Origin of the sequence: Halobacillus sp. ACCC02827, from assembly GCF_030291935.1 — a bacterium.
In the GTDB taxonomy this organism is placed as follows: domain Bacteria; phylum Bacillota; class Bacilli; order Bacillales; family Halobacillaceae; genus Halobacillus.
Genome location: NZ_CP128168.1, coordinates 3,563,017 through 3,584,520, shown reverse-complemented (window position 1 = coordinate 3,584,520; position 21,504 = coordinate 3,563,017). Strand labels below are relative to the sequence as shown.

21 protein-coding genes are annotated in these 21,504 nt (G+C 52.8%); 16 read left to right on the top strand and 5 right to left on the bottom strand.

The window, feature by feature from the left end; translation table 11 throughout:
* Positions 1-135: 135 nt before the first annotated feature.
* On the top strand, positions 136-885 hold the full coding sequence (locus QRD89_RS18775) for a DeoR/GlpR family DNA-binding transcription regulator (RefSeq protein ID WP_008634352.1): 750 nt from the start codon (positions 136-138) through the stop codon (positions 883-885).
* 160 nt (positions 886-1,045) lie between these two features.
* Here QRD89_RS18775 and QRD89_RS18770 read toward each other — a convergent pair whose 3' ends face one another.
* Positions 1,046-2,044, bottom strand: a complete 999-nt coding sequence (locus tag QRD89_RS18770; RefSeq protein WP_008634350.1) for a tRNA dihydrouridine synthase — start codon at positions 2,042-2,044, stop codon at positions 1,046-1,048.
* A gap of 236 nt (positions 2,045-2,280) precedes the next feature.
* Here QRD89_RS18770 and QRD89_RS18765 point away from each other — a divergent pair, with 236 nt between their 5' ends.
* On the top strand, positions 2,281-3,846 hold the full coding sequence (locus QRD89_RS18765; protein WP_286096031.1) for an FMN-binding glutamate synthase family protein: 1,566 nt from the start codon (positions 2,281-2,283) through the stop codon (positions 3,844-3,846).
* A 36-nt stretch (positions 3,847-3,882) separates the two neighbouring features.
* Here QRD89_RS18765 and QRD89_RS18760 read toward each other — a convergent pair whose 3' ends face one another.
* The 3 genes from QRD89_RS18760 to QRD89_RS18750 form a co-directional block, all read right to left on the bottom strand.
* Positions 3,883-4,833 (bottom strand): alpha/beta hydrolase fold domain-containing protein, encoded by a 951-nt coding sequence (locus tag QRD89_RS18760; RefSeq protein WP_286096030.1) that lies wholly within the window; start codon positions 4,831-4,833, stop codon positions 3,883-3,885.
* 115 nt (positions 4,834-4,948) lie between these two features.
* Positions 4,949-5,509 (bottom strand): hypothetical protein, encoded by a 561-nt coding sequence (locus tag QRD89_RS18755; RefSeq protein WP_286096029.1) that lies wholly within the window; start codon positions 5,507-5,509, stop codon positions 4,949-4,951.
* Positions 5,510-5,600: 91 nt separating this feature from the next.
* A complete protein-coding gene (locus tag QRD89_RS18750) occupies positions 5,601-6,266 on the bottom strand; it encodes a hypothetical protein (RefSeq protein ID WP_026577655.1) in 666 nt (221 codons plus the stop codon).
* A 163-nt stretch (positions 6,267-6,429) separates the two neighbouring features.
* Here QRD89_RS18750 and QRD89_RS18745 point away from each other — a divergent pair, with 163 nt between their 5' ends.
* From QRD89_RS18745 to QRD89_RS18705, 9 genes are all read left to right on the top strand, one after another.
* Positions 6,430-7,242: a GNAT family N-acetyltransferase gene (locus QRD89_RS18745; protein WP_286096028.1), complete on the top strand. Its 813-nt coding sequence runs from the start codon at positions 6,430-6,432 to the stop codon at positions 7,240-7,242.
* Positions 7,243-7,397: 155 nt separating this feature from the next.
* Positions 7,398-8,333, top strand: coding sequence for an AraC family transcriptional regulator (locus QRD89_RS18740; RefSeq protein WP_286096027.1), 936 nt, complete (start codon positions 7,398-7,400; stop codon positions 8,331-8,333).
* Between the two features lie 12 nt (positions 8,334-8,345).
* Positions 8,346-8,714 carry a DUF1761 domain-containing protein gene (locus tag QRD89_RS18735; protein ID WP_193743868.1) on the top strand — a complete coding sequence of 123 codons (369 nt, stop codon included), beginning with the start codon at positions 8,346-8,348 and terminating at the stop codon, positions 8,712-8,714.
* A gap of 99 nt (positions 8,715-8,813) precedes the next feature.
* Entirely contained in the window at positions 8,814-9,200 is a 387-nt protein-coding gene (locus tag QRD89_RS18730; RefSeq protein WP_008634334.1) for a VOC family protein, read from the top strand.
* Positions 9,201-9,450: 250 nt separating this feature from the next.
* On the top strand, positions 9,451-10,872 hold the full coding sequence (locus QRD89_RS18725) for a YfcC family protein (protein ID WP_286096026.1): 1,422 nt from the start codon (positions 9,451-9,453) through the stop codon (positions 10,870-10,872).
* A 27-nt stretch (positions 10,873-10,899) separates the two neighbouring features.
* Positions 10,900-12,057: a M20 metallopeptidase family protein gene (locus QRD89_RS18720; RefSeq protein WP_286096025.1), complete on the top strand. Its 1,158-nt coding sequence runs from the start codon at positions 10,900-10,902 to the stop codon at positions 12,055-12,057.
* A 112-nt stretch (positions 12,058-12,169) separates the two neighbouring features.
* Complete coding sequence (locus QRD89_RS18715; RefSeq protein ID WP_286096024.1) at positions 12,170-13,153, top strand: HNH endonuclease domain-containing protein; 984 nt, start codon at positions 12,170-12,172, stop codon at positions 13,151-13,153.
* A 144-nt stretch (positions 13,154-13,297) separates the two neighbouring features.
* Positions 13,298-14,668, top strand: a complete 1,371-nt coding sequence (locus QRD89_RS18710) for an FAD-binding oxidoreductase (protein WP_286096023.1) — start codon at positions 13,298-13,300, stop codon at positions 14,666-14,668.
* A 253-nt stretch (positions 14,669-14,921) separates the two neighbouring features.
* A complete protein-coding gene (locus tag QRD89_RS18705; protein WP_062515100.1) occupies positions 14,922-15,242 on the top strand; it encodes a DUF3817 domain-containing protein in 321 nt (106 codons plus the stop codon).
* 60 nt (positions 15,243-15,302) lie between these two features.
* On the opposite strand, the gene QRD89_RS18700 is transcribed toward QRD89_RS18705, so the two are convergent.
* Positions 15,303-16,565: an Nramp family divalent metal transporter gene (locus QRD89_RS18700; RefSeq protein ID WP_008634323.1), complete on the bottom strand. Its 1,263-nt coding sequence runs from the start codon at positions 16,563-16,565 to the stop codon at positions 15,303-15,305.
* A 235-nt stretch (positions 16,566-16,800) separates the two neighbouring features.
* Here QRD89_RS18700 and QRD89_RS18695 point away from each other — a divergent pair, with 235 nt between their 5' ends.
* The 5 genes from QRD89_RS18695 (at position 16,801) to QRD89_RS18675 (ending at position 21,451) form a co-directional block, all read left to right on the top strand.
* On the top strand, positions 16,801-17,505 hold the full coding sequence (locus QRD89_RS18695; protein ID WP_286096022.1) for a DnaD domain protein: 705 nt from the start codon (positions 16,801-16,803) through the stop codon (positions 17,503-17,505).
* Positions 17,502-17,840, top strand: coding sequence for a replicative helicase loader/inhibitor (locus QRD89_RS18690; protein WP_008634321.1), 339 nt, complete (start codon positions 17,502-17,504; stop codon positions 17,838-17,840). Before QRD89_RS18695 ends, QRD89_RS18690 begins: the two co-directional genes overlap by 4 nt.
* A complete protein-coding gene (locus tag QRD89_RS18685; protein WP_286096021.1) occupies positions 17,827-19,158 on the top strand; it encodes a replicative DNA helicase in 1,332 nt (443 codons plus the stop codon). The genes QRD89_RS18690 and QRD89_RS18685 overlap by 14 nt, the downstream gene beginning before the upstream one ends.
* A gap of 129 nt (positions 19,159-19,287) precedes the next feature.
* A complete protein-coding gene (locus tag QRD89_RS18680; protein ID WP_008634319.1) occupies positions 19,288-20,190 on the top strand; it encodes an alpha/beta fold hydrolase in 903 nt (300 codons plus the stop codon).
* Between the two features lie 139 nt (positions 20,191-20,329).
* On the top strand, positions 20,330-21,451 hold the full coding sequence (locus QRD89_RS18675; protein WP_286096020.1) for a GGDEF domain-containing protein: 1,122 nt from the start codon (positions 20,330-20,332) through the stop codon (positions 21,449-21,451).
* The last annotated feature ends 53 nt before the right edge of the window (positions 21,452-21,504 follow it).

Below are 21,504 nucleotides of genomic sequence, written 5' to 3'. Positions count from 1 at the left end.
AGTAATTGTTAATGCCTTTTTTATCATGTTAATGCAGGTTATCAGAAAAGTAAAGCGTTTTCTTTGCTTGGATTTGCATGTTTGTGCGTGGGATGTGCTATAATTTAAGAAATGATAATAAGGAGTATTTCACATATGCTGAAGCAGGAACGCCAACAAAAAATTGTTGATATTCTTAATGAAGAACACAAGGTGATCGCCAGTGATTTGAGTAAACGGCTTTCGGTCTCGGAAGACACGATAAGGAGAGATTTGAAAGAACTGCATAATCAAGGGGTGATCAAGAGGGTTCACAGCGGAGCACTGAGGAAGGGACCTCCCGTTGAAGACTTCTCAACGAGACAGGGGATCTATAACGAATCTAAATTGAGCCTGGCATCCAAGGCGCTGGAGTTTATCCATGACGACATGGTTTTGTTGATTGACGGTGGAACGACGAACCTGCAGTTGGTCCATCAACTTCCCATGTCATTAAAGGCCACGGTCATTACGAACAGTCCTCCGATAGCGACGGCTCTTACTAATCATGAATCGGTAGAGGTTATTATGGTTGGTGGGACGCTGTTCAAGCAGTCGATGGTCAACTTAGGCATTGATACGTTCGAATCTTTGAATGCCATGAGAGCCGATTTGTATATCATGGGGATTTATAAAATCGATGCTCAGAATGGAATCAGCGTCCCCAGTATGGCGGAAGCGCTCGTCAAACGGAAAATGGCCGCCGTATCGACGGAAATTCTCGGCATGGTCACCAGTGATAAGCTGGACACCATTTCCAATCATATCGTATGTCCTACGGAAGAGTTGACTTATCTGATAACCGAGAAGGTCAATCCTGATATAAAGAAACTGTATGAACAACAAAGTGTTACCATCCTGGACTGAAGTTATTGATAGGTATTTTCTATCTGTTAAGGGGTAGAGAGCTAGGAAGAGATGGGAACAGCAAAAAATGTGAGTCTTCCAACACCATGGAAGGCTTTTTTCTTTTTCAATAAAAAAAGGAGAGCCGCGACGGCCCTCCTCTCTTCATCACTCTATGCCATTACTTAACCGAAAACCCTTCTGCTTCCTCCACGCCGTCTCCTGCTGCGAATTCATCCAAGAGCGCGCGCACTTCGTCGGTCGAGTTCGTGCTCATCAGCTGGTTCCGCAGCTCACTTGCGCCACGGAAGCCGCGGACGTAGATTTTGAAGAAGCGGCGGAGCGGTTTGAAGAGACGCGGCTCCAGTTCTTCGGAATATTTGTCGTGCAGGTCGAGCTGCAGGCGGAGCAGGTCGAGCAGTTCGGCGCTCGTGTGCTCTTTCTTCTCTGTTTCGAAGGCGAACGGGTTGTGGAAGATGCCGCGCCCGATCATGATGCCGTCGACGCCGTATTTCTCGGCGAGCTCAAGACCTTTCTGGCGGTCCGGGATGTCCCCGTTGATGGTGATCAGGGTATCCGGAGCCACTTCATCGCGGAGCTTGACGATGTCCGGGATCAGCTCCCAGTGGGCATCGTAGTTGCTCATTTCCTTCTTCGTGCGGAGGTGGATGGACAGATTGACGATGTCCTGCTCGAGAAGGTGCTTGAGCCAGTCGAACCACTCGTCGACTTTCGTGTAGCCGAGACGGGTCTTGACGCTGACGGGAAGTCCTCCCGCTTTGGCTGCTTCGATCAGCTCGGCGGCGACTTCCGGACGGCGGATCAGGCCGGAGCCTTTGCCGTTCCCGGCGACGTTCTGGACAGGACAGCCCATGTTGATGTCGATGCCCTTGAAGCCCATTTCGGCCATGCCGATGCTCATCTGGCGGAAGTATTCGGGTTTGTCGCCCCAGATGTGGGCGACGATCGGCTGTTCGTCTTCCGTGAACGTCAGGCGTCCCCGTACGCTGTCTTTCCCTTTCGGATGACAGTAGCTTTCTGTATTAGTGAATTCCGTGAAGAACACGTCCGGTCTCGCTGCTTCGGTCACGACATGACGAAAAACGACATCCGTCACAGCTTCCATCGGTGCAAGAACAAAAAACGGCCGCGGCAGCTCATGCCAAAAATTATCTTTCATCATATAGGAAACCCTTTCTTTTATGAGAATTGTTCAGTGAATGACTTCTTACTTTATCTATAACCAGTCAGACTGGATTTCAACCAGTATATACTTTAATGGTATTGGCCGAAAAGTGCAAGGGAACGGGGCTTCTCCATGTGTAGGAAATCCTTTACATCAAGGATTTTCATGTTTTATCGGCTTCTTCCGGGGTAGAAAAGTTATATTCCCATATTTGGAAGGAGTGGAGCACAGTGGACAGTGTGCTGTTGGTGAGTTTGTCCGTATTGTTCGCGATTGTCGTTTTTGTTCCGGTCGTGCTTTTGCTGCGGCTGTATATTCATGATGAGAAGCAGGAGGAGCATTCGGTCCTGCGCAATTATCCGCTGCTCGGGAAGTTCCGCTACATAATCGAGAAGATGGGTCCGGAGCTGCGGCAGTATCTGTTCCATAATGACAGGGAAGGGAAGCCGTTCAACCGCAAGGAATTCGAATTCGTCAACAAGGCGGCGAAATACAATTCCCGGCTGATGTCGTACGGTGCGGAGCGGGATTTCACGGAAGACGGGTACTATTTGGTGAACGACATGTTCCCGATCAAGGATGAGGAGCTGCGGAAAGAGGAAGCGGCACCGGTCGCGACGAAGCTGTATGACGTCGATAAGGAGAAGCTGTTCAGCCGGCGGGAGCATGCGGAGGATGGCGAGCTCGATCCGGTCTATCTTCATGAGGACGATCGTGTCGTGTTAGGGCAGGATACGGTGACACAGCCGTTCAGGCCGAAGGGATTGATCGGCCAGTCGGCGATGAGCTTCGGGTCGCTCGGCGATCATGCGATCACGGCGCTGTCGAAAGGGCTCGGCCGTGCGGGCGGTACGTGGATGAATACGGGGGAAGGCAGTGTGTCGCCCTACCACTTGAAGGGCGACGTCGATATCATCATGCAGATCAGCCCGGGCTTGTTCGGCGTGCGCACGAAAGACGGCGATTTTTCCTGGGAGGAGTTCCGTAACCATGCCGGGACCGATCAGATCAAGGCTTTCGAGCTGAAGCTCGCCCAAGGCGCGAAGACGAGGGGCGGGCACGTCGACGGCAGGAAGGTCACCGAAGAAATCGCCGAGATCCGTAAGGTGAAGGCTGGCGAAGAGATCGACAGTCCGAACCGCTTCCCCGGGATCGATACGCCGGCACAGCTGCTTCATTTTCTCGAGGAGCTGCGGACGGTCGGGGACAAGCCGGTCGGCATGAAGATCGTCGTCGGAAGCGAGAACCAGCTGGAGCGGCTGATCACAGCGATGGAGGAGGAAAACATCGTCCCGGATTTCATCACGGTCGACGGCAGCGAGGGCGGTACGGGCGCGTCCTATTATGCCCTCGCCAATTCGGTCGGACTGCCGGCGTTCTCAGCGGTTCCGATGGTCGACGACGCCTTGAAGCGGCACGGCCTGCGGGAGCGGACGAAGATCATCGCATCCGGGAAGCTGCTGACGCCGGATAAGATCGCGATGGCGCTTGCGCTCGGGGCGGATCTGACCAACATCGCCCGCGGCTTCATGATCAGTGTCGGCTGCATCATGTCGCAGGTATGCCATAAGAACACGTGCCCGGTCGGCGTCGCCACGACGGACAAGAAGCTTCAGGAGGCGTTGACGATCGAGGAGAAGGAGTACCGCGTCACCAATTACTTGATCGCGCTCCGCAAAGGGCTCTTCGACCTCGCCGCCATCGCCGGATTGAAGTCACCGGTCGAGTTCAACCGGGAGCACATCGTCTATCATTCCGACTTCCGCAAAGCGGTGACGGAGGACCGGATGGCATGAATCAGAAAAAAGGACGGAGCTTCGGCTCCGTCCTTTTTATGTTTCCGTCCGTGCGAAGGCCTGCTTCACGGCTTGGATGTATTCTTCCCGGGCGCGCTTCGATAGGGCTGCTTCCGGTGCGACTTGTTCAAAGCCGTGGTAGGCGCCGGGATAGAGATGGAATTCAACGTCCACCCCTGCCTCAGCAAGCTTCGTGACATAGGTGAGCGTTTCGCTGCGGAAGGGGTCGAGCTGGCCGATGCACGTGTACGTGTACGGCAGTCCGCTGTAGTCCTCGGCCCGGGCAGGGGCGGCGTAGGCGGGGACGTCGTCCGTGTCGTGAAGAGCACCTAAGTACATCCGCCAGCCGAAGGCGTTCGTCTTGTGGTTCCAGACCATCCCTTCGGTGATCTCGTGCGCCGACGGAGTGTCGTTGCGGTCGTCGATCATCGGATAGAGCGGCATTTGGAAACAGATCGACGGGTATTGCCGGTCACGGGCAAGCAGGGCGAGTGCCGCCGTCAAGCCGCCTCCGGCACTGACACCGGCGACGCCGATCCGGTCGCGGTCGATGTTCATCGCTTCGTGATGGTCAGCGATCCACGTCAGCGCCGCATAGCAATCCTCGAGCGCAGCGGGATACGGGTGCTCCGGGGCAAGGCGGTAGTCGACGGAAACGACGACACAGCCGGCCGTCTTGACGATGTCGCTGCACAGGCCGTCGCTTTCGTCATACGCACCGAGGATGAATCCGCCGCCATGCATCCACAACAGGACGGGCAGCGTCTCGTCGCTGTCCTTCGGCCGGTAGATTTTCCATTTCAGCGCATCGCCGTCCGGTCCTGTGATCGTCTCATCGGTCATGGAAACGGCCGGATCCGTATACGGCTCCTTCCTTTCCGCGGAATTTGCACGGATCGCAGGCAGATAGGCTTCGTTCATGTAATCGTCGAAGCCGGGAAACTGGTCGAGATGTTCCCGCAGCTCCGGGTTTATCCTTTTATTCACTGGTTACACTTCCCTATGGTTTTGTCCCTTCCATCATACGGGAAGAAAATTATGGGAGTCAAAACATCAAGAAGCCGCCGCGCCCATCGGGGGACAGGCGCGGCGGCTTCTATGATCATGCTTCCTGTTCGTTCTGGAACGTCTCCACGACGTCGGCAATCTCGTAGATCATCGCTTCATCGACGTTCTCCTCTCCTTCTTCCGGGTAGATGTCCCACGTCTTCTTCTCGCCGTCCGGGCTGTTGTAGACGCCCTGGACGTAGCCGGCACCTTCGTTATTCACGGTACCGACAGACAGGTCTTCCATCAGAAACGCATGAATGTGCGTCTCATCCGCTCCGAGGAAGAAAATCGGGTACGGGGACTGCTCGTAAAACTCGACGTACTCGTTCTCATCGGCCGTATCGAAGGCATCCTTCGATACGATCAAGCCGTCATAGTCGCGTTCATCGCTCTCAAGCTCTGCCAAATCCACAGGGACCAATTCCAGGTTCTCCACTTCCGGTGGTTCGTCTTCCCCTGCGTAAGCAAAGACGAGGGGCTTCCCGTCATAGGACGCTTCCTCTTCCGAAGCCCCGGTATCTTCCGTTTCGTTTCCGGATGCGGTGTCCTGGCTTTGGCATGCGACCAGAGCCAGGGCGGATAAACCGACAATCAAGCATTTGAATAGCTTCATGGTATGCACCTCTTTGGAGCCGTATTTATAGACACCTTAACAGATGGACCGATTTTGTTGAATAGGCGGATGCCTCTATTTGGTCGTTTTTTTAATAAATGGAATACGTGTCATAGTCGTAGATATAGGCGTAGTGGTTGGATGTGCTGCTGACAGAGGCTGTGCCGGACCAGACGAGGCCGCTCGCTGTCGCAGAGCCGGAGATCGTCATTTCCTGGTTGTTATAGAAGTCTCCGTTCACCTTCCACCAGATGGTCGTCGAACTTGTCAATTCGGCTTTGATGCTGCCACCGAAGCCTTTTGATGTTCCATTGTAGGAGCGGTTGATATCGACATCCTCGATTTCTTCAAAAGAATAGAAGGACCCGCTACCGCATGTCCAGACATAGAGGTTCAAGGTCGGCTTGTACGAAGAACTCACATCAAGGCTGACGCCGATCCGGTGCGGGTCGACGGCTCCGCAAGAGCTTCCTTCTGTCGTCGCACGTTTGGATGCGGCGTTCTGTAGTTCGTTCGATTTATCCGGGTGCTGGGCTTTCGCCTTCTCGACGGAAATACCCTCATTGGCGGCGATTTCTTCAATCATCTCATCATAGGTCAATTTTTCAATCGTAACGTTTTCGTTATCATTCAAGTTCGCAAGGTCGATCGATCCCGACTGTCCACCCGTGCCGGCGGCGAAGGATGTAATCGGGAGACTGAAACCGAAAACCAAAAGGACGACGGCCATGCCTAACAGCTGAAAGCTTTTTCTCATGCGCTCCACTCCTTTAGTTGTTTGATAACTTCCAGTTAATTCCACCGTAACATAACTGGAAAGGATTTCAACGGGTTTCGGGGGATATGTACCTATCGTTCTATGACTTTAGGGAGGGGGTTCTTGGTATAATAATAGAAAAGGGCTAGAGGAGGCGTTGGAAATGTTCCAATCTATGCAAGCTGTGCCGCTCGGGGATGTGACGGAGGCGATAAACGACGGATTCTCCGATTACGTCGTGCCGATGCAGATGACAGAAGACCAACTCGCGAACCGTATCGAGAAGCAGGGATTATCGAAGGAGCACTCGGTCGTGTACATAGAAGAAGAGGAGATCGCTGCCGTTCTGCTCTTTGGGATCGATGTGTTCCGGGAGACGAAGCAGGCGTGGATCGGCGGCATGGCCGTCCGTCCGAAGTTCCGGGGAAGGGGCATCGCCCGCAAACTGCTGGACTTCGCTGTCAAAACCGCGGAAGAAGCGGACTGTGCCGAAGTCCTGCTTGAAGTCATCACGGAAAACACACGTGCCTGGCAGATTTATGAGGCATACGGATTCGAAACCATCAACGAACTGATGGTCGCAGGGCTTGGCGCTTTGCCGTCCCCGGATGATGGTCTTCCGGACATATGCTTTGAAAAAGAGGAGGAGGATGTGACGGAACCGTACCGCACGCCGTGGCAGAACCGCCTGGAACGGACGGGGAATGCGTACCACATCTGTCTGGACGAGGAAAGGATCGGCTGGATATCCTTCATGCAGAGAGAAGCGAAGGCGATGGTCCTGCAGATGCAGGTGACCGATCAATCGCTGATGTCCCGCATCCCCGCCATCCTCCAGCAGCTGAAGGTGGACTTCGGAATTGAACAGCTTTCCGTTCATAATTTCATGATGGATACGAAGGAATATGAAGGGTTGGCGGATCTTGTGGCGGGGGATGTCATCCAACAGTATCAGATGAGAAAAAGCATCGGCTGAGTGGCGATAGTACCACGAAAAGAAGGCTGTTCTGGATAGGCAAAGAGCTCGGAGAAAGTGTATTGCATATTGTTTAATTTATCCCCATTCTTACCTGAGATCCCTCTGTTTTCTGCTGAAATTCATGTAAGAATCGTATAAAGGAGAGGGTTTCCATGTCCCGGAATAAAGTGCAGCAACAGTTGATGGTGAAGGTCATTGATTACATAACCACCCATTTAACGGAGGATTTAAGCCTTTCTCGTCTGGCTAAGTTATCCTCATATTCGCCGTATTATTTTCAACGCTTATTCAAAGAGATGATCGGGGAAACCCCTGCCGCGTTCGTAAAGCGGATGCGGCTCGAACAGGCTGCCCATCTATTAATCTATGAGCCCCACCTTGCGATTACAGAAGTAGGCATGACCTGCGGGTTCTCCTCCTTATCGTATTTCACCTATTCCTTCCAGTCATATTTCCGTACAAGTCCGAAGCTGTGGAGGAAGGGGGCTTATCTGGAGCGGTTTCCGAGGGAGTATAAAAACAGCAAGAATTCTAAACTTCTCCGCAGAAACTCGAAAGCAGATGTGGAAGATGAAGCCTATAATGAATTCAAATGGCTCGATTTGGATAAGGTCGAGGTCACCCGCCTTCCTGAATCCTTTACCGTGAACCGTTATCATATCGGGTCCTACACATCCGGAATTCCAGATGTGTGGAAGGGCGCCTATCATTGGTGTAAATCCAGGGACCTGTTGGGAGCATCGACGTTGATGATTGGTGAGCCACGGAATAATCCGTACATCACCCCGCCGGAGAAAAGTTTCTACGACTGTAGAGTGACGGTGGACCCTGCGCAGGTGGATGGGGAGAGCGTGGAGCGGTTCCCTGGTGGAAAGTATGTCGTTTATTCCTTCGACATCCCTGTTCCCTATGAGGATCGAGGGATGCTGATCGAATGCTATTCAGAGCTGTACAGCTATTGGCTGCCGCAGTCTGGATATAAATACTTGGGGAACCCTCTTGAAATGACCGAAATATTCGAGGAGAGTGGTGGACTGTCGCTCCAGGTCCGCATTCGTGCCATCGCCTTGCCGATCGAGCCGAGTTAAAGGAGGAATATAATGTTTATGGAAGTATCTCTGATTGCCGTTATTGTCGGCGCTGTTATTTACATTCTTTATGGGACAATCTATTATTCTCTTCGGTTGAAAGGGAAGGAGGGGGCGAACCATCCGGCCCACTATGCTGCTGCTGTCCTTATCGGCTTTATCAGTTCTTTCCTGATCGGCGCTCTCGTTCAGGCTTTCCATCAGCAGGGAATCCTTCCAGGTGCTTTCCTCGGGCTTATCGTCGGTTTACTCATATCGGTCGTGTATGTGAAGAATTCCCTGTTCGGCCTGCTATCTAGAAGGAATATGTATATAGCTATCGGGGATCATCTGATTATTTTTCCACTGATTGGTGCCATCCATGGTTATTTTCTGTTCTAATGAAAGAAGCAGGACTCTATGGAGCCTTGCTTTTTTTTTATGGAGAAAATAGTTAGAAAATTTGGTAAAATAAAGAAAACCGTAAAAGGAGACCTGCAGATGGAAATGACGCACACCCGCCTTCTTGTCGATAACTACAAGGAATGCTTTCACTTCTATAAGAATGTCCTCGGCTTTGCGGTCGTTTGGGGAGATGAGGATTCGAACTATGCCGACTTCCGTTTCCAAGGCTGTACGCTCGGTCTGTTCGAGCGCAGGCAGATGATGGAGGCGGTCGGGGAGATATATAAGGAGGAAATCCCCCGGGTCGATACGGCGGCGCTGATCTTCCGAGTGGATGATGTGGAAGCGGTGTATGAGGAGATGCGGGAGAAGGTGACGTTTCTTACTACGCCGACGGAACAGAAGGATTGGGGGATCAAGGTCGCCCATTTCCGGGATCCGGCCGGTACGCTTCTGGAAATCTATGAGAGTATGAAGCTGTAAAACGAATATTTATACAAAAATTCATCTTTTTATTCAAATTAATTGATTATCTCCTTGCGTTATTGATTGTTTTAATATACGATATAATGCATAAAAATTCATAGAGTTGGACGTCAAAAGCGCAGTCAGAGGGAAGCTTGGATCGGAATCATTGTCACGGCATGATGGATACATACCTACTGATGCAGCAGCGGCGGGGACGCTGCTGTTTTTCGTTTACTTCCAGCTTCACGAAAAGGAGATCAGGCAGATGGCACATAGTAATCAGCAAACGACACCACAACCGAATCAACCGAAGGAGAACAAGGGAATCAACATCAACGCCTTTGCACTCATCTTCGGGGTCATCATCCTTTCCGCGGTACTGACTTATATCCTGCCGGCGGGGGAATACCAGCGGGTCGAACAGGACGGACGTACGGTCGTCGATCCTGATTCCTTCGAGTTCACGGATCAGTCGCCGGTCGGATTCTTCGACGTGTTCGGAAGCATCCATACCGGAATGGTGAACGGAGCGGGGATCATCTTCTTCGTCCTCATCATCGGCGGTGCCTTCGGAATCCTGAAGGCGACTGGGGCGCTGGATGCGCTGATTTTCACGCTTACGAAGAAGCTTGCGGATAAGGAACTGTTGCTGATACCTGTGCTGACCCTGTTCTTCGCGATCCTCGGGTCGTTGATGGGGATGGCGGAGGAGACGATCATCTACATCGCCATCGTCGCTCCGCTTGCGATTTCACTCGGATTCGACTCGATCGTCGGCTACGCCATGGTTGCGGTCGGGGCGAACATCGGCTTCATGAGTGCGGTGATGAACCCGTTCAACGTCGCCGTCGCTCAAGGGATCGCCGAACTGCCGCTTTATTCCGGCATGGGATTCCGGATCATCCTGCTTGCGAGCTTCTATCTGGTCGCCGTCTTCTACATTTACCGCTATGCGAAAAAAGTGAAAAAGTATCCGGAGCTCCGTTATTTCGGAAATGCTCCGAAAGATAAATTCAAGACGACATCGGAAGTGAAGATGGAGACGCATCATAAATGGATCCTTCTCGTCTTCCTTGCGAACTTCGGCGTACTGATCTACGGTGTGCTGCAGTTCGGCTGGTATATTAGAGAGATCGCGGCACTCTTCCTTTTGTTCGGCGTCCTCGTCGGAATCATTGCGAGAATGTCTCCGAATAAAATCGCGGACAGCCTGATGGACGGTGCCAAACAGGTGATGGCGGGCGCCCTCATCATCGGTTTCGCCCAGGCGATCATCGTCGTCTTCCAGGACGGGAAATTGATGGATTCGATCCTGTTCTATGCAGCGAGCTTCTTAGGAGAACTGACGCCTGCCTTGAACGCGATCGGCATGTTCTTCGTCCAGCTGTTCCTGAACTTCCTCGTCCCGTCCGGAAGCGGACAGGCGGCGCTGACGATGCCGATCATCGCACCACTCGCGGACCTCGTCGGTGTGACGAGACAGACAGCCGTCCTTGCCTTCCAGCTTGGCGACGGTATTTCGAACTCAATTTTCCCGACATCGGGCGTCCTCGTCGCAGGACTTGCCATGGCGGGCATTCCATATACGAAGTGGGTGAAGTGGGTGTACCCGCTCATCCTTATCCAGATCGGCATGGCCATCGTCTTCCTGCTGATCGCCCAGGCCATCCAATTCGGCCCATTCTAAGCTTTATGACCAACGGAGGTAGCTGACATGATGACAACGATAGCGATAGATAAACAACTGACCCAATGGACGATCGACCAGCGGAGACACTTCCATAAGCACCCGGAACTGTCCGGTCAGGAGCACGAGACGTCCGCTTACGTAAAGAAACAGCTGGAGGAACTCGGCATCCCGGTTCTGCCTGGATTCTCGGAACCGAACGTCGTCGCCCTTTTCAAAGGGACGGAAGGGAAGAAAACGATCGCCCTCCGTGCCGATATGGACGCCCTTCCTATTCAGGAAGAAGGCGACAATCCCTATACCTCTACAGTGCCCGGCGTCATGCATGCCTGCGGCCACGACGGCCATACGGCGACGCTGCTCGGTGCGGCCAAATGGATGACGGAGCATCCGGATGAGATCAAGCACGACATCGTGTTGATTTTCCAAAGCTCGGAAGAGGAATCGCCGAGCGGCGCCCAGCAGCTCGTGAAAGACGGGGTGCTCGAAGGCGTCGATGCCATCTACGGCATCCATTACATGTCCAACGTCCCGAAAGGAAAAATCGGCTTCGCCGAGGGCTACGCGATGGCGTCCTGCAATGATTTCGACATCACGATCGAAGGAAACGGCGGCCACGGCGGCAACCCGCACGAAACGGTCGATCCGATCTATATCGCGACCCACCTGATCCAAAGCTTCCAGTCGATCATCAGCCGTAACCTGAACCCGATGCACCCGGGCGTCATCTCTTTCGGCAAGATGGAAGCGGGCCACTCCTACAACATCGTGCCGGATAAAGTCCATTTGAAGGGGACGATCCGCGCCCTCACGTTCGAAGGCGCTGACATGATGCACCAGAAAGCCGTAACCCTCACGGAAAAAATCAGCGACAGCTTCGGTGCCAAAGGCCACTACCAATTCATCGAAGGCACCCCGCCGCTCTATAACCATCCGGAATCCTGCAAGAAAGCGAAAGCCCTCATCGAAACGAGCTTCGGTGCGGACGCCTTCATGGAGCTGGAACCGGTGATGGGAGCGGAAGATTTCTCTTATTACTTGAAGGAGAAAGAAGGAGTGTTCATCAACGTGGGCATGCAGGGGGAGAAGAGCCGGTATCCTCACCACCATCCGAAGTTCGATTTGGATGAGGATGTGTTGGAAACGGGATTGGAGCTTGTCGTGCGGTTGGCGGTTTCTGAATGAAATAGCTTTCTATCAAAAGTGCAGCTGCCGGCTGCACTTTTTTGGTATTATTCTATATTTTCCCTTACTGTTAAGGGGAGTTGAATAATGAATTTGTGGAGGGAGAGGACAGATGAGCCATAAGCTGAAGGTCGGAGAATTGAAAGCCCTCTATCTCACCGAAGAACAAATATGGCGGACGTTCACCATCGTCCTGACAGCACGATCGAAGAAGTCTGCCACCTATAAATTCGGACTGTTAAAAGCGATGATCGAAAACCTTTACCAAGTCGATGAGCAAGGTCAGGTCACCTATGATCAGCTGGCCTATTCTTTTACGAAAATCTATTGGAATCTCGTGATTCATCATCAGCTGGAGCAGGGGACGCGGGGGTCTGCGGTCGTCAATCGATTGTTGGACATACAATCACAGGGGAATATCCCGAGAGATGTAACGTTTGATAAACTGGATCCTACTTTACAGTTGAGGGCTGTAAGACAGGTGAAGTCTGTGATGAAGACAAACGTCTTCGGAGCCCTGTACGGTGATACCCATGGGGCATTCTATGCGTTCGATCATAAGACGGAGCAGTTCCAGTTCCATAAGGCGGTCCTGACGTTCATGCGGAAATACCAGCGATTGATGGTGGATTTGATCAACTACCATATGGCGAAGATGATCGAACAGCTCAATGAAGTGCCGAACGTCCATTATCTGCTGGATAAGGTGGAGAGCATAGCCAAGCGTTCGACATTAAAGCCGTTTGAAAATGTCCTCTTGCAGTATTTTGAGCAGAGCTGTTTTTACTGTGGACGCAGCTTAGCTAAAGGGGATGTGCAGACACATGTCGATCACTTCATTCCGTGGTCATTTGTGCAGTCGGATCATCTGTGGAACCTCGTGTTAACATGCAGAAGGTGCAACACGTCGAAAAACGATAAGATTCCTGTGCGGGATTACTTGGATGATGTGGTAGAACGGAATGAATCGCTGCTTACCTATCCGGAGCTTGTCGTTCATGACAGGGATTTGCTGCACTATAAAGAAGAGAAGATGGTCCATTTATATGAGTATTCGATTCAGAATGGGTATGAGGATATTTGGCTTCCGAGTTGACGGGAATCCTCTTTTTTAAGTAAGTCAAAGCAGGTTACTTAATGGAGTGCTTACGTTCTTCTCTCTATTCAACTACTTTTCCATCCAGCACCTTTGCCCTCACCTTTCTCCCACGCAAGAATAGAATAATAGGTAACGATTATCATGATAGAGGTGGAAGAAGTGGGGTCGGAAATACCGTTTTTGAAAGGTCTGACAGGAGAGGTGGTCACTCCGAAGGACCCGGAATATGAAGAGGCGCGTCAGGAGTGGAACCTGGCGATCGATAAGTTTCCGCTCGTGATCGTGTACTGTGAGCGGAAAGAGGATGTGAAGAATGCGATCCGCTGGGCGCGCAGGCACCGGGTGAGCATCCGGATCCGGTCGGGCGGGCATCATTATGAGGGGTATTCGACGGGGGATTTCGTGCTGGTGATCGATATCAGCCGGTTGAATGCGCTGCGGTTGGATGAGCATCACCACCTCCTTTATATGGGGGCTGGGGCGAAGAATACCGAAGTGTACGATTTCGTCGGTTCGAAGGGCTACGTTTTTCCCGGGGGGACGTGTCCGACGGTCGGTGTCGCCGGGTTCACGCTCGGGGGCGGCTGGGGATTTTCCAGCCGGCTGCTCGGTCTTGGCTGCGACAGTCTGGTGGAGATGGAGCTCGTCAATTTCAAAGGGGAGCTCGTGAAAGCGAACAAGCACCGCCATGCAGATTTGTTCTGGGCGTGCCGGGGCGCCGGGGGCGGGAATTTCGGTGTCGTCGTCGAGATGACGTTCCAGCTGCCTAAGCCGGTGAACAGTCACGTGACGCTTGTCCGTTTCTACTATGTCGGCACGACGGTGGAGAAGCAGGCGGTGGTGATGGACATTTGGCAGGAGTGGCTGCCATGTCTCGACAAGCGGATGACGCTGGTGGCGAGCTTCTATCATGCGGCGGAAGAAGGGCTCGGCATCTTCGCTCAAGGGTTCTTCTACGGTCCGCCGGAAGAAGCACGGCTGCTGCTGGCGCCGTTTGCGGTAGTGGAAGGGTTCCGGGTGGAGCTGGAGGAGTCGTCGTTCCTTGAGGCGGTGCAGAAGGTGGAGGAGACGTATCCGCCGTCGGAGAAATTCAAATCGACGGGGCGGTTCGTCGATCGGCGATTTACGGATAAGGAGCTCGAGACGATAGCCGGGCTCGTCCAGAATCCGGCGGAAGGATCGGTGTATGCAGCGGTCTCGTTCTATGCGATGGGCGGACAGATCTCGAAGATCGATAAGCGTGATACGGCATTTTACTACCGGGATGCGCGCTATATCATCGGGATTCAATCCGTATGGACAGAGGATATGTTCGCTGAGAAGAACAAGGCATGGGTCCGCGAGCGCTTCGAGTATATCAAGCGGATCACGGACGGGTCGTATGTGAATTTTCCAATCAGCGGGTTGAAGGATTATGAACGGGAATATTTCGGAGCCAATGCGAAGCGGCTGGACATGGTGAATGAACGGTATGATCCGTACAACGTGTTCCGCTTTCCACAGGGGCTTTAGGTGACAGGACATGGGAGGCGCTCCCGTGTCTGTTTTTGTGCAGAAAAGCAGGTTTCAACGAATTGTCACAAACCCTCGATTCATGGAGTTCCGTCCCCGTGAAGCCTGTCCTATCAACGTTTGGAAGGGAGGGGAAGGACGCAATGGAGGCATAATGTAAGGAATCCCCCCTCCCGTATGGATTGCGCCCGTCTATCCGAGCGATTAAGATGGAGGTAGATTCTATTAACACCTTGATTAAAGGAGATTGCACATGCTGAATACAACGATTGGAAAATTGAGAGTGACGGGATTCCTGGAAGGTTTGTCGTTTCTGTTTCTTTTGTTCATCTCGATGCCGTTGAAGTATATATGGGACATTCCGGAGTTCGTGACGTATAACGGGATGATCCACGGGGCGCTGTTCGTGTTGTATGTCCTCGTCGTCGGTTATGTCACGTATCAAGTCCGTTGGTCCAAGAAATGGATGATCGGCGCCCTCGCCGCTTCCGTGATTCCGTTCGGAAACTTCGTGCTCGACCGCAAGCTGCAGGGAAGGTTCCCGGAGCATCAGACCGAACGGGCAGCAGGATAATTTCATAGACGAAAAAAAGAGTCGAACCTCAGGACGAGGTTCGGCTCTTTTTGTGCTTTTTTACAGGAATGTATCGACGATCAAATAGGCGTTCAGCAGGATGACGATGAAAGAGATCACCCAGGCGGCCGCCGTCGTCATGCGGTGGTTCTTCAATCCGCCCATGATCTCCCTGTTGCTTGTGAACATAATCAAGGGTACGAGCGCGAAGGCGATGCCGAAGGACAGCACGACCTGGCTTGTGACAAGTGCTTTCGTCGCGTTGACGCCTGAGAGGATGATCGCAAGCGGCGGGATCATCGTGATGGCACGCCTGAGGTACAGGTTGATGCTTTTTCTTATAAAGCCCTGCATGACGACGTCGCCGGACATTGTGCCGACCGATGAGCTCGAGAGTCCTGCGATCAGGAGGCCGAAGCCGAACAGGATCGCTGTGAAAGGTCCGAGCGTCGAGCCTAGTTCGTTGAACATGACGGTCAAGTCGTCGATGCGCATGTCGCGGTCGAAGAACAGGGCGGCTGCGATGACGAGCATGCTCATGTTGATGGCACCGGCGATGATCATCGCAAGGACGATATCGATGAATTCGAAGCGGAAGATCTGCTTCTTCTCCTTCTCGGTCCTGCCGACGACGCGCTTGTTCGTGAGTGCTGAATGCAGGTAGATGGCATGCGGCATCACGGTCGCGCCGAGGATGCCGGCGGCGAGGATGATGCTGTCTGTGCCTTCGAAACTCGGGACGGCGATGCCGTGGCCGACTTCGGTCCAGTCAGGGTGCGCGAAGAATGTCTGGAGCGCAAAGGCCAGAACGACCATCAGCACCATGGCGGATATCGTCGTTTCGAAGGCGCGGTACCCCCTCCGCTGCATTTCAAGGACGGCGAAGCTCGCAAGTGCCGTGATGACGGCAGATGGAACCATGCCGATGCCGAAGATCAGGTGCAGGCCGAGTGCCGCTCCGATGAATTCGGCAAGATCAGTCGCGATGATGACGAGCTCGCTCTGGATCCAGAGGAAGATCGACGTCTTTTTCGAGAAGCGGTCGCGTGCCACTTCAGGGAGATTACGACCGGTCGCGATGCCGAGCTTCGCGGACATGGACTGGATCAGGACCGCCATCAAATTCGAGAAGGCGATCACCCATAACAATTGGTAGCCGTAGGTGGAGCCTGCGGCGATGTTCGTTGCGAAGTTCCCGGGGTCGATGTAGGCCACGGCTGCGATGAACGCAGGTCCGAGGAACGGAAGGAGACGCTTCAGCCCCTTTACATCCCCGCGCAGCACCGCTTCCGCTGCGGATGTGGTTGTGCTGGTACTACTCATGTTTCTTCACCTGTTTCTGTATATTTTGCCTTTATCATAAAAAGTTGCCTGAGGTAAAAACTTAACACACGACTATTATATTCCCACTTTTTAGGTTTGTAAACAGAATCGTTTTTCGAATTTCTTCAGAAAAAAATATTTTTTTGCAAAAACGTGACACCAAAATGCGAGGTTCTTTCGATTATAGATTGAGAGGCTTTTTATAGTCCTCCAGAAAATGAAAGGAGTTGGAAGGATGAATTATTTGAAAGAGTTGAACGTGTTCCTGGACCGATTGGAGATGGAAGAGATGAGCGCAGGAGCAGCGATCCTCTGGGTGTCGCTCATGCATTTCAACAACAAAGCAGGGTGGAAGAAGGAGTTCGCGCTGCCGTCGATGGTGCTCATGACGAAGGCACGCCTGTCGGAAACGTCCTTCAAACGGGCGCGGAAGGAGCTGAAGGAGAAGGGGTATATCAAGCACACCTTCGTTGCGAGAAACCGTGCTCCGGTGTATGAGATGATCTCGCAGCTGGGTCCGGAACAGACCGCCGGTTCGGCCGGAGGAACGGCCCTTGAGCCGGACCATGGGACGGCCCGTGGGACAGCCCCTTTATATAAACAAAAGGAAAAGAAACAAAACAAGCAGGAGGAGGCGGACGCTCCTTTGATCGATCCTCATACGTTCTACGAGCAGCATATCGGCCCATTGAATCCGTTGATCATCGAACGGATCACCTACTGGTGTGAGGAGCTTTCGGACAGGCTTGTGATCGAGGCCGTCAAACGTTCCGTGGAGCAGAACAAGCATTTCTTCCGGTATTGTGAAGCGATCCTGAAACGGTGGGCGGCAGACGGGGTGAAGACGGTCGCTGATGTGGACCGCATCGAATCGATGAAGGAGAAGGCAGGCGGCGGGGAAGACCTGTTCGAAGCATTCCGAAGGGAGCGGGAGCAATGACGTATGAAGAAGCGGTGAAGGTGCTGAAGACGATCAAGGATTTCTATCCGGATAAATTCCAGCTTACTGAGAACACGATCGCCATGCTTGTCCCGGAAATCGAGAAGATGGAGTATGTACCGGTAATGAAGCGTCTCACGGCGTATGTGTGGGAGAATCCTTTTCCACCGCGGCTCGTGGACATTGCGTCGTATCCGGAAGAAGTGGAGGATCAGCTGGAAGAAGAAAGGAAATGGGCACAGGAAGCGGCGGCAGTATCCATGGAAACGAAGCGGAAGTTCGAAGAAGCGATGAAAAATCTGATGAGGAAGGTGACGCAGGATGTTTATAAATGAAGCGGCAGAACAAGTAGTGATCGGATCGATTTTGTTGGATGGGGGATTGATGGAGGATGCGCTGTTGTTTCCGGTCCACTTCTCGAATCCCGGGCACAGGCGGATTTATGAGGAGATGAAGAATATCCATGAGCGGAACGAGCCGGTCACCATCCTCACGGTCACGACAGAGCTGAAGGGAGAAATCGGCAAAGTGGGAGGCGTCGGGTATTTGGCAGAACTGGCTGGATCGATCGCGACGACCACCACGTTCCGGCACGATCAGCGGCTCGTCCTCGATGCCTATCGTCACAGGGCGTTGGGAGAGGCCTGTACCCGCTATATGAACGACCCGACAGATGACGGGATCGAAGAACTCTATCAGTTCTCGGAGAAATACCGCAAGTTGAGTCTGGACTGCACCGACAAGCAGATCGAAGAAACGCTGCTTGAAATCGTCCGTGAGATGGATGAAGCGGAGAAGGGGAAGACCGGTTATGGAACAGGTAATGAGCTGCTCGATATTAAAACCGGCGGCATTCAGCCCGGCGATTTGGTGATATTGGCGGCCCGTCCGTCGATGGGGAAGACGGCCTATGCGCTTCATCTTGCGGCCAATCATTGTGAGGGCGGAGGCAGTGTCCAGATTTTCAGCCTGGAGATGGCCGTCAAGCCGCTGCTGCAGCGGATGATTTCGGCGGATGCGTCGGTGAACGGCAGGAAATGGCGGTCGAGGATGTTCAGCGACAGCGATTATGAAGGCGTCGTGGAATCGGTCGGGCGGATTTCCGAATGGGAACTCGACATCCATACCCATGCTTCTACCTACGAGGATATCCACGCTCATACGAGAGCTTACCTTCGCAGACATAAACCTCCGCGTCCGATGATCATCATCGACTATCTCCAACTGATGTCCACGAATGACCGCCATGAACGCCGCGACCTCGAAATCGGCCACATCACCCGCTCCCTTAAGAAAATGGCGGTGAAATATAACATTCCGATCATCCTCCTATCCCAGCTTTCCCGCCAGGTCGACCAGCGCCGCGAGAAGCCTCCGCTTCTGTCTGACCTGCGCGAATCCGGCAATATCGAACAGGATGCCGATATGATCACTTTCCTCTACCAATCCCAGGACCCGCAGGATGAAGCACACAAGGATAAAATCCATCTCCATATCGGCAAGCACCGGAACGGCCCGGTTGGAGACATTCCAATGTATTTCCGCAAAGAGTTCGGTAGATTTGAAGAACGGGGAGAGGGGAGTCTGGAGGCTTTACCGGAGCAAGGAACGTTTTTACTTCAAAAAAAGAACACGCCGACTCCGACAGTCTGACCGCCTCTTCTGTGACCTTCCGCTCAGATCGTTTCCGTGATTCCCTGATTGTTAGTCTTCCTTTCCTGTTTTTTCAGTAGAGAGGTCTGTTTCATTGATTCCATTCCGGGGGAGGAGTAAAGTGTCTCGATGTGGAAAGTTTTAGCAGAAAGGATGAGGCAGATGTGGAAAGAAGACTATGTAAAAGTGAATGATGTCCATCTTCATTACGTTACCAAAGGAGAAGGAGAGCTGATGCTGTTCCTTCACGGATTCCCGTACTTCTGGTACAACTGGAACCATCAGATGGAAGCCTTCGCGGAGGATTATAAGGTCGTCGCGGTCGATATGCGCGGCTACAACCTCTCCGATAAGCCGGAGGATGTCGAGGCTTATAAGATGAAGATTCTCGTTGATGATGTGAAGAAAGTGATCGAAGCGTTCGGAGAGAAGGAATGTATCCTCGTCGCGCATGACTGGGGCGGTGCGATTGCCTGGTCGCTTGCCTATACGGACCCTTCTTATGTGAAGAAACTGATCATGTTCGATGCGCCGCATCCGCACACGTTCCGTCGGGAGCTTGCGGAGAATCCGGCCCAGCGGGAGGCGAGCAGCTATATGGGATTCTTCCAGCGTCCGGATGCGCATGAGCTCCTGCTTCAGAATGATGCGGAGCGGGTGAAGAAGATTGTGACCTATCCGGGTCTCGAGAAAGGCTACCTTACCGAGGAGGAGGCGCAGAAATACGTCGATGCCTGGACACAGCCGGGAGCGATGAACGCGATGCTGAACTATTACCGGGCGATTTCCTTCTTCCCGTTCGAGGAGCATCTGAAGAAGCCGCTCCGCCTGCCGTATGACACGTTCGAAGCGCCGACACTCCTGATCTGGGGCGATGACGATATCGCTTTTGAGAACAGTAACCTGGATGGGATTGAAGCGTATGTTCCGGATATCACGATCCACCGTATGCCGGGGGTCGGCCATGCGCCGCACCACGAGAAGCCGGCAGAGGTCAATGGTTATATGCGTGCATTCCTTGAAAGAAAATGATGGTGAAAAACGTCCTCGGATGAGGGCGTTTTTTGTTGTTTTTTTACTGAAAAAGGACGTTTTGCTGTTCGGGATGCAGGAGAGTATAGGAGAAAGGTAGAAAGTAAGAAGAAAATCTATCGGTATAGGGGAGCGGTGTATGGAGATCATCGTGCAGTTTCAAATCAATCTATTTGCCCTTGTCATTCTGGCTGTCCTGTATATGATCATGTGGGCGAAGTCCAAGGTGGAGAGCTTCGGGAAGAAGGTGCTGAAGACGATCATGGCAGCGACCGCCTGTGCGATCGTTCTCGAACCGATGACGTGGATTTTCGACAAGAAGCTGTTCCCCGGGGCATTCGTACTCGAGTATTCGACCAACTTCCTCCTGTTCCTGATCGGACCGGTCCTCGGCGGTCTGATGCTGTCGTATGTCGATTACCACCTTTTCAAAGATCCTTCCCGTGTGCAGAAACGCATGTACTACCAGCAGCTCAGCATCGTGACGCTTGCTGTCCTTCTCATCAATATCTATCATCCTATCTACTTCGACGTCGAACCGGGCATCAATAAATACAGCAGCGCCGCGTTCAAAGACGTCCATTACGTCGTCCTCGGCAGTCAATATGTCTATATGTTCGCATTCGTTATTAAGAATCGGAAGCGGCTGCCCTCGTATGTCACCGGTCTCTTCCTCCTTTTCTTTGCGCTGCCGATCGTCGGAATGGTCGTCCAGCTGTTCGAATCGCGGATCTATTTCTCATGGACGGCAATCGTAATCGGGATTCTCGTTTCCTATACGTTTCTTGAATCGGCGACGACGGAGGAGGATTTCCTGACGAAGCTCTATAACCGGCAGAGTTATGAAGTCTATGTCAATCACCTGATCGAGATCCGTCGTCCCTTCGGTGTACTGTTGATCGATCTCAACCATTTCAAGGAAGTCAACGATAAATACGGCCACCGAGAAGGCGATCAGGTTCTCGTCGGCTTTGCCCGTGTGTTGAAGAAGGTCTTCCAGCACAAAGGGCTCTGCGCCCGCCTCGGCGGGGATGAATTCATCGTCGTCGTCGAGAAGGAGATCCGGAACGTCGTGCCTGCGGTCACGGAAGTCGAGCGGAAGTTGAAGCGGCAGGAGGAGGCGCTTCTCCGCCAGACTCGTTTCAGCTACGGTTACCAAGCGTATGAGCCGGGCATGTCGACAGAGGAACTGTACACGGCAGCCGACCGGAAGATGTATGAGTTCAAGCGCATGGGCAGGCAAAAGAAGACGCTTACGTAACATCAGGGGCATTTTTCTACCTGCAAAAACGGTGACCTGAGGCGGGAAGCGTA

What these genes read in the sequence shown, in the direction of transcription:
- QRD89_RS18745 (WP_286096028.1), top strand. Translation starts at nt 6,430, where the DNA reads ATGTTCCAATCTATGCAAGCTGTGCCGCTCGGGGATGTGACGGAGGCG.
- QRD89_RS18685 (WP_286096021.1), top strand. Translation starts at nt 17,827, where the DNA reads ATGTTTATAAATGAAGCGGCAGAACAAGTAGTGATCGGATCGATTTTG.
- QRD89_RS18690 (WP_008634321.1), top strand. Translation starts at nt 17,502, where the DNA reads ATGACGTATGAAGAAGCGGTGAAGGTGCTGAAGACGATCAAGGATTTC.
- QRD89_RS18740 (WP_286096027.1), top strand. Translation starts at nt 7,398, where the DNA reads ATGTCCCGGAATAAAGTGCAGCAACAGTTGATGGTGAAGGTCATTGAT.
- QRD89_RS18710 (WP_286096023.1), top strand. Translation starts at nt 13,298, where the DNA reads ATGATAGAGGTGGAAGAAGTGGGGTCGGAAATACCGTTTTTGAAAGGT.
- QRD89_RS18675 (WP_286096020.1), top strand. Translation starts at nt 20,330, where the DNA reads ATGGAGATCATCGTGCAGTTTCAAATCAATCTATTTGCCCTTGTCATT.
- QRD89_RS18730 (WP_008634334.1), top strand. Translation starts at nt 8,814, where the DNA reads ATGGAAATGACGCACACCCGCCTTCTTGTCGATAACTACAAGGAATGC.
- QRD89_RS18695 (WP_286096022.1), top strand. Translation starts at nt 16,801, where the DNA reads ATGAATTATTTGAAAGAGTTGAACGTGTTCCTGGACCGATTGGAGATG.
- QRD89_RS18680 (WP_008634319.1), top strand. Translation starts at nt 19,288, where the DNA reads ATGTGGAAAGTTTTAGCAGAAAGGATGAGGCAGATGTGGAAAGAAGAC.
- QRD89_RS18700 (WP_008634323.1), bottom strand. Translation starts at nt 16,565, where the DNA reads ATGAGTAGTACCAGCACAACCACATCCGCAGCGGAAGCGGTGCTGCGC.
- QRD89_RS18770 (WP_008634350.1), bottom strand. Translation starts at nt 2,044, where the DNA reads ATGAAAGATAATTTTTGGCATGAGCTGCCGCGGCCGTTTTTTGTTCTT.
- QRD89_RS18725 (WP_286096026.1), top strand. Translation starts at nt 9,451, where the DNA reads ATGGCACATAGTAATCAGCAAACGACACCACAACCGAATCAACCGAAG.
- QRD89_RS18775 (WP_008634352.1), top strand. Translation starts at nt 136, where the DNA reads ATGCTGAAGCAGGAACGCCAACAAAAAATTGTTGATATTCTTAATGAA.
- QRD89_RS18755 (WP_286096029.1), bottom strand. Translation starts at nt 5,509, where the DNA reads ATGAAGCTATTCAAATGCTTGATTGTCGGTTTATCCGCCCTGGCTCTG.
- QRD89_RS18720 (WP_286096025.1), top strand. Translation starts at nt 10,900, where the DNA reads ATGATGACAACGATAGCGATAGATAAACAACTGACCCAATGGACGATC.
- QRD89_RS18750 (WP_026577655.1), bottom strand. Translation starts at nt 6,266, where the DNA reads ATGAGAAAAAGCTTTCAGCTGTTAGGCATGGCCGTCGTCCTTTTGGTT.
- QRD89_RS18705 (WP_062515100.1), top strand. Translation starts at nt 14,922, where the DNA reads ATGCTGAATACAACGATTGGAAAATTGAGAGTGACGGGATTCCTGGAA.
- QRD89_RS18715 (WP_286096024.1), top strand. Translation starts at nt 12,170, where the DNA reads ATGAGCCATAAGCTGAAGGTCGGAGAATTGAAAGCCCTCTATCTCACC.
- QRD89_RS18735 (WP_193743868.1), top strand. Translation starts at nt 8,346, where the DNA reads ATGTTTATGGAAGTATCTCTGATTGCCGTTATTGTCGGCGCTGTTATT.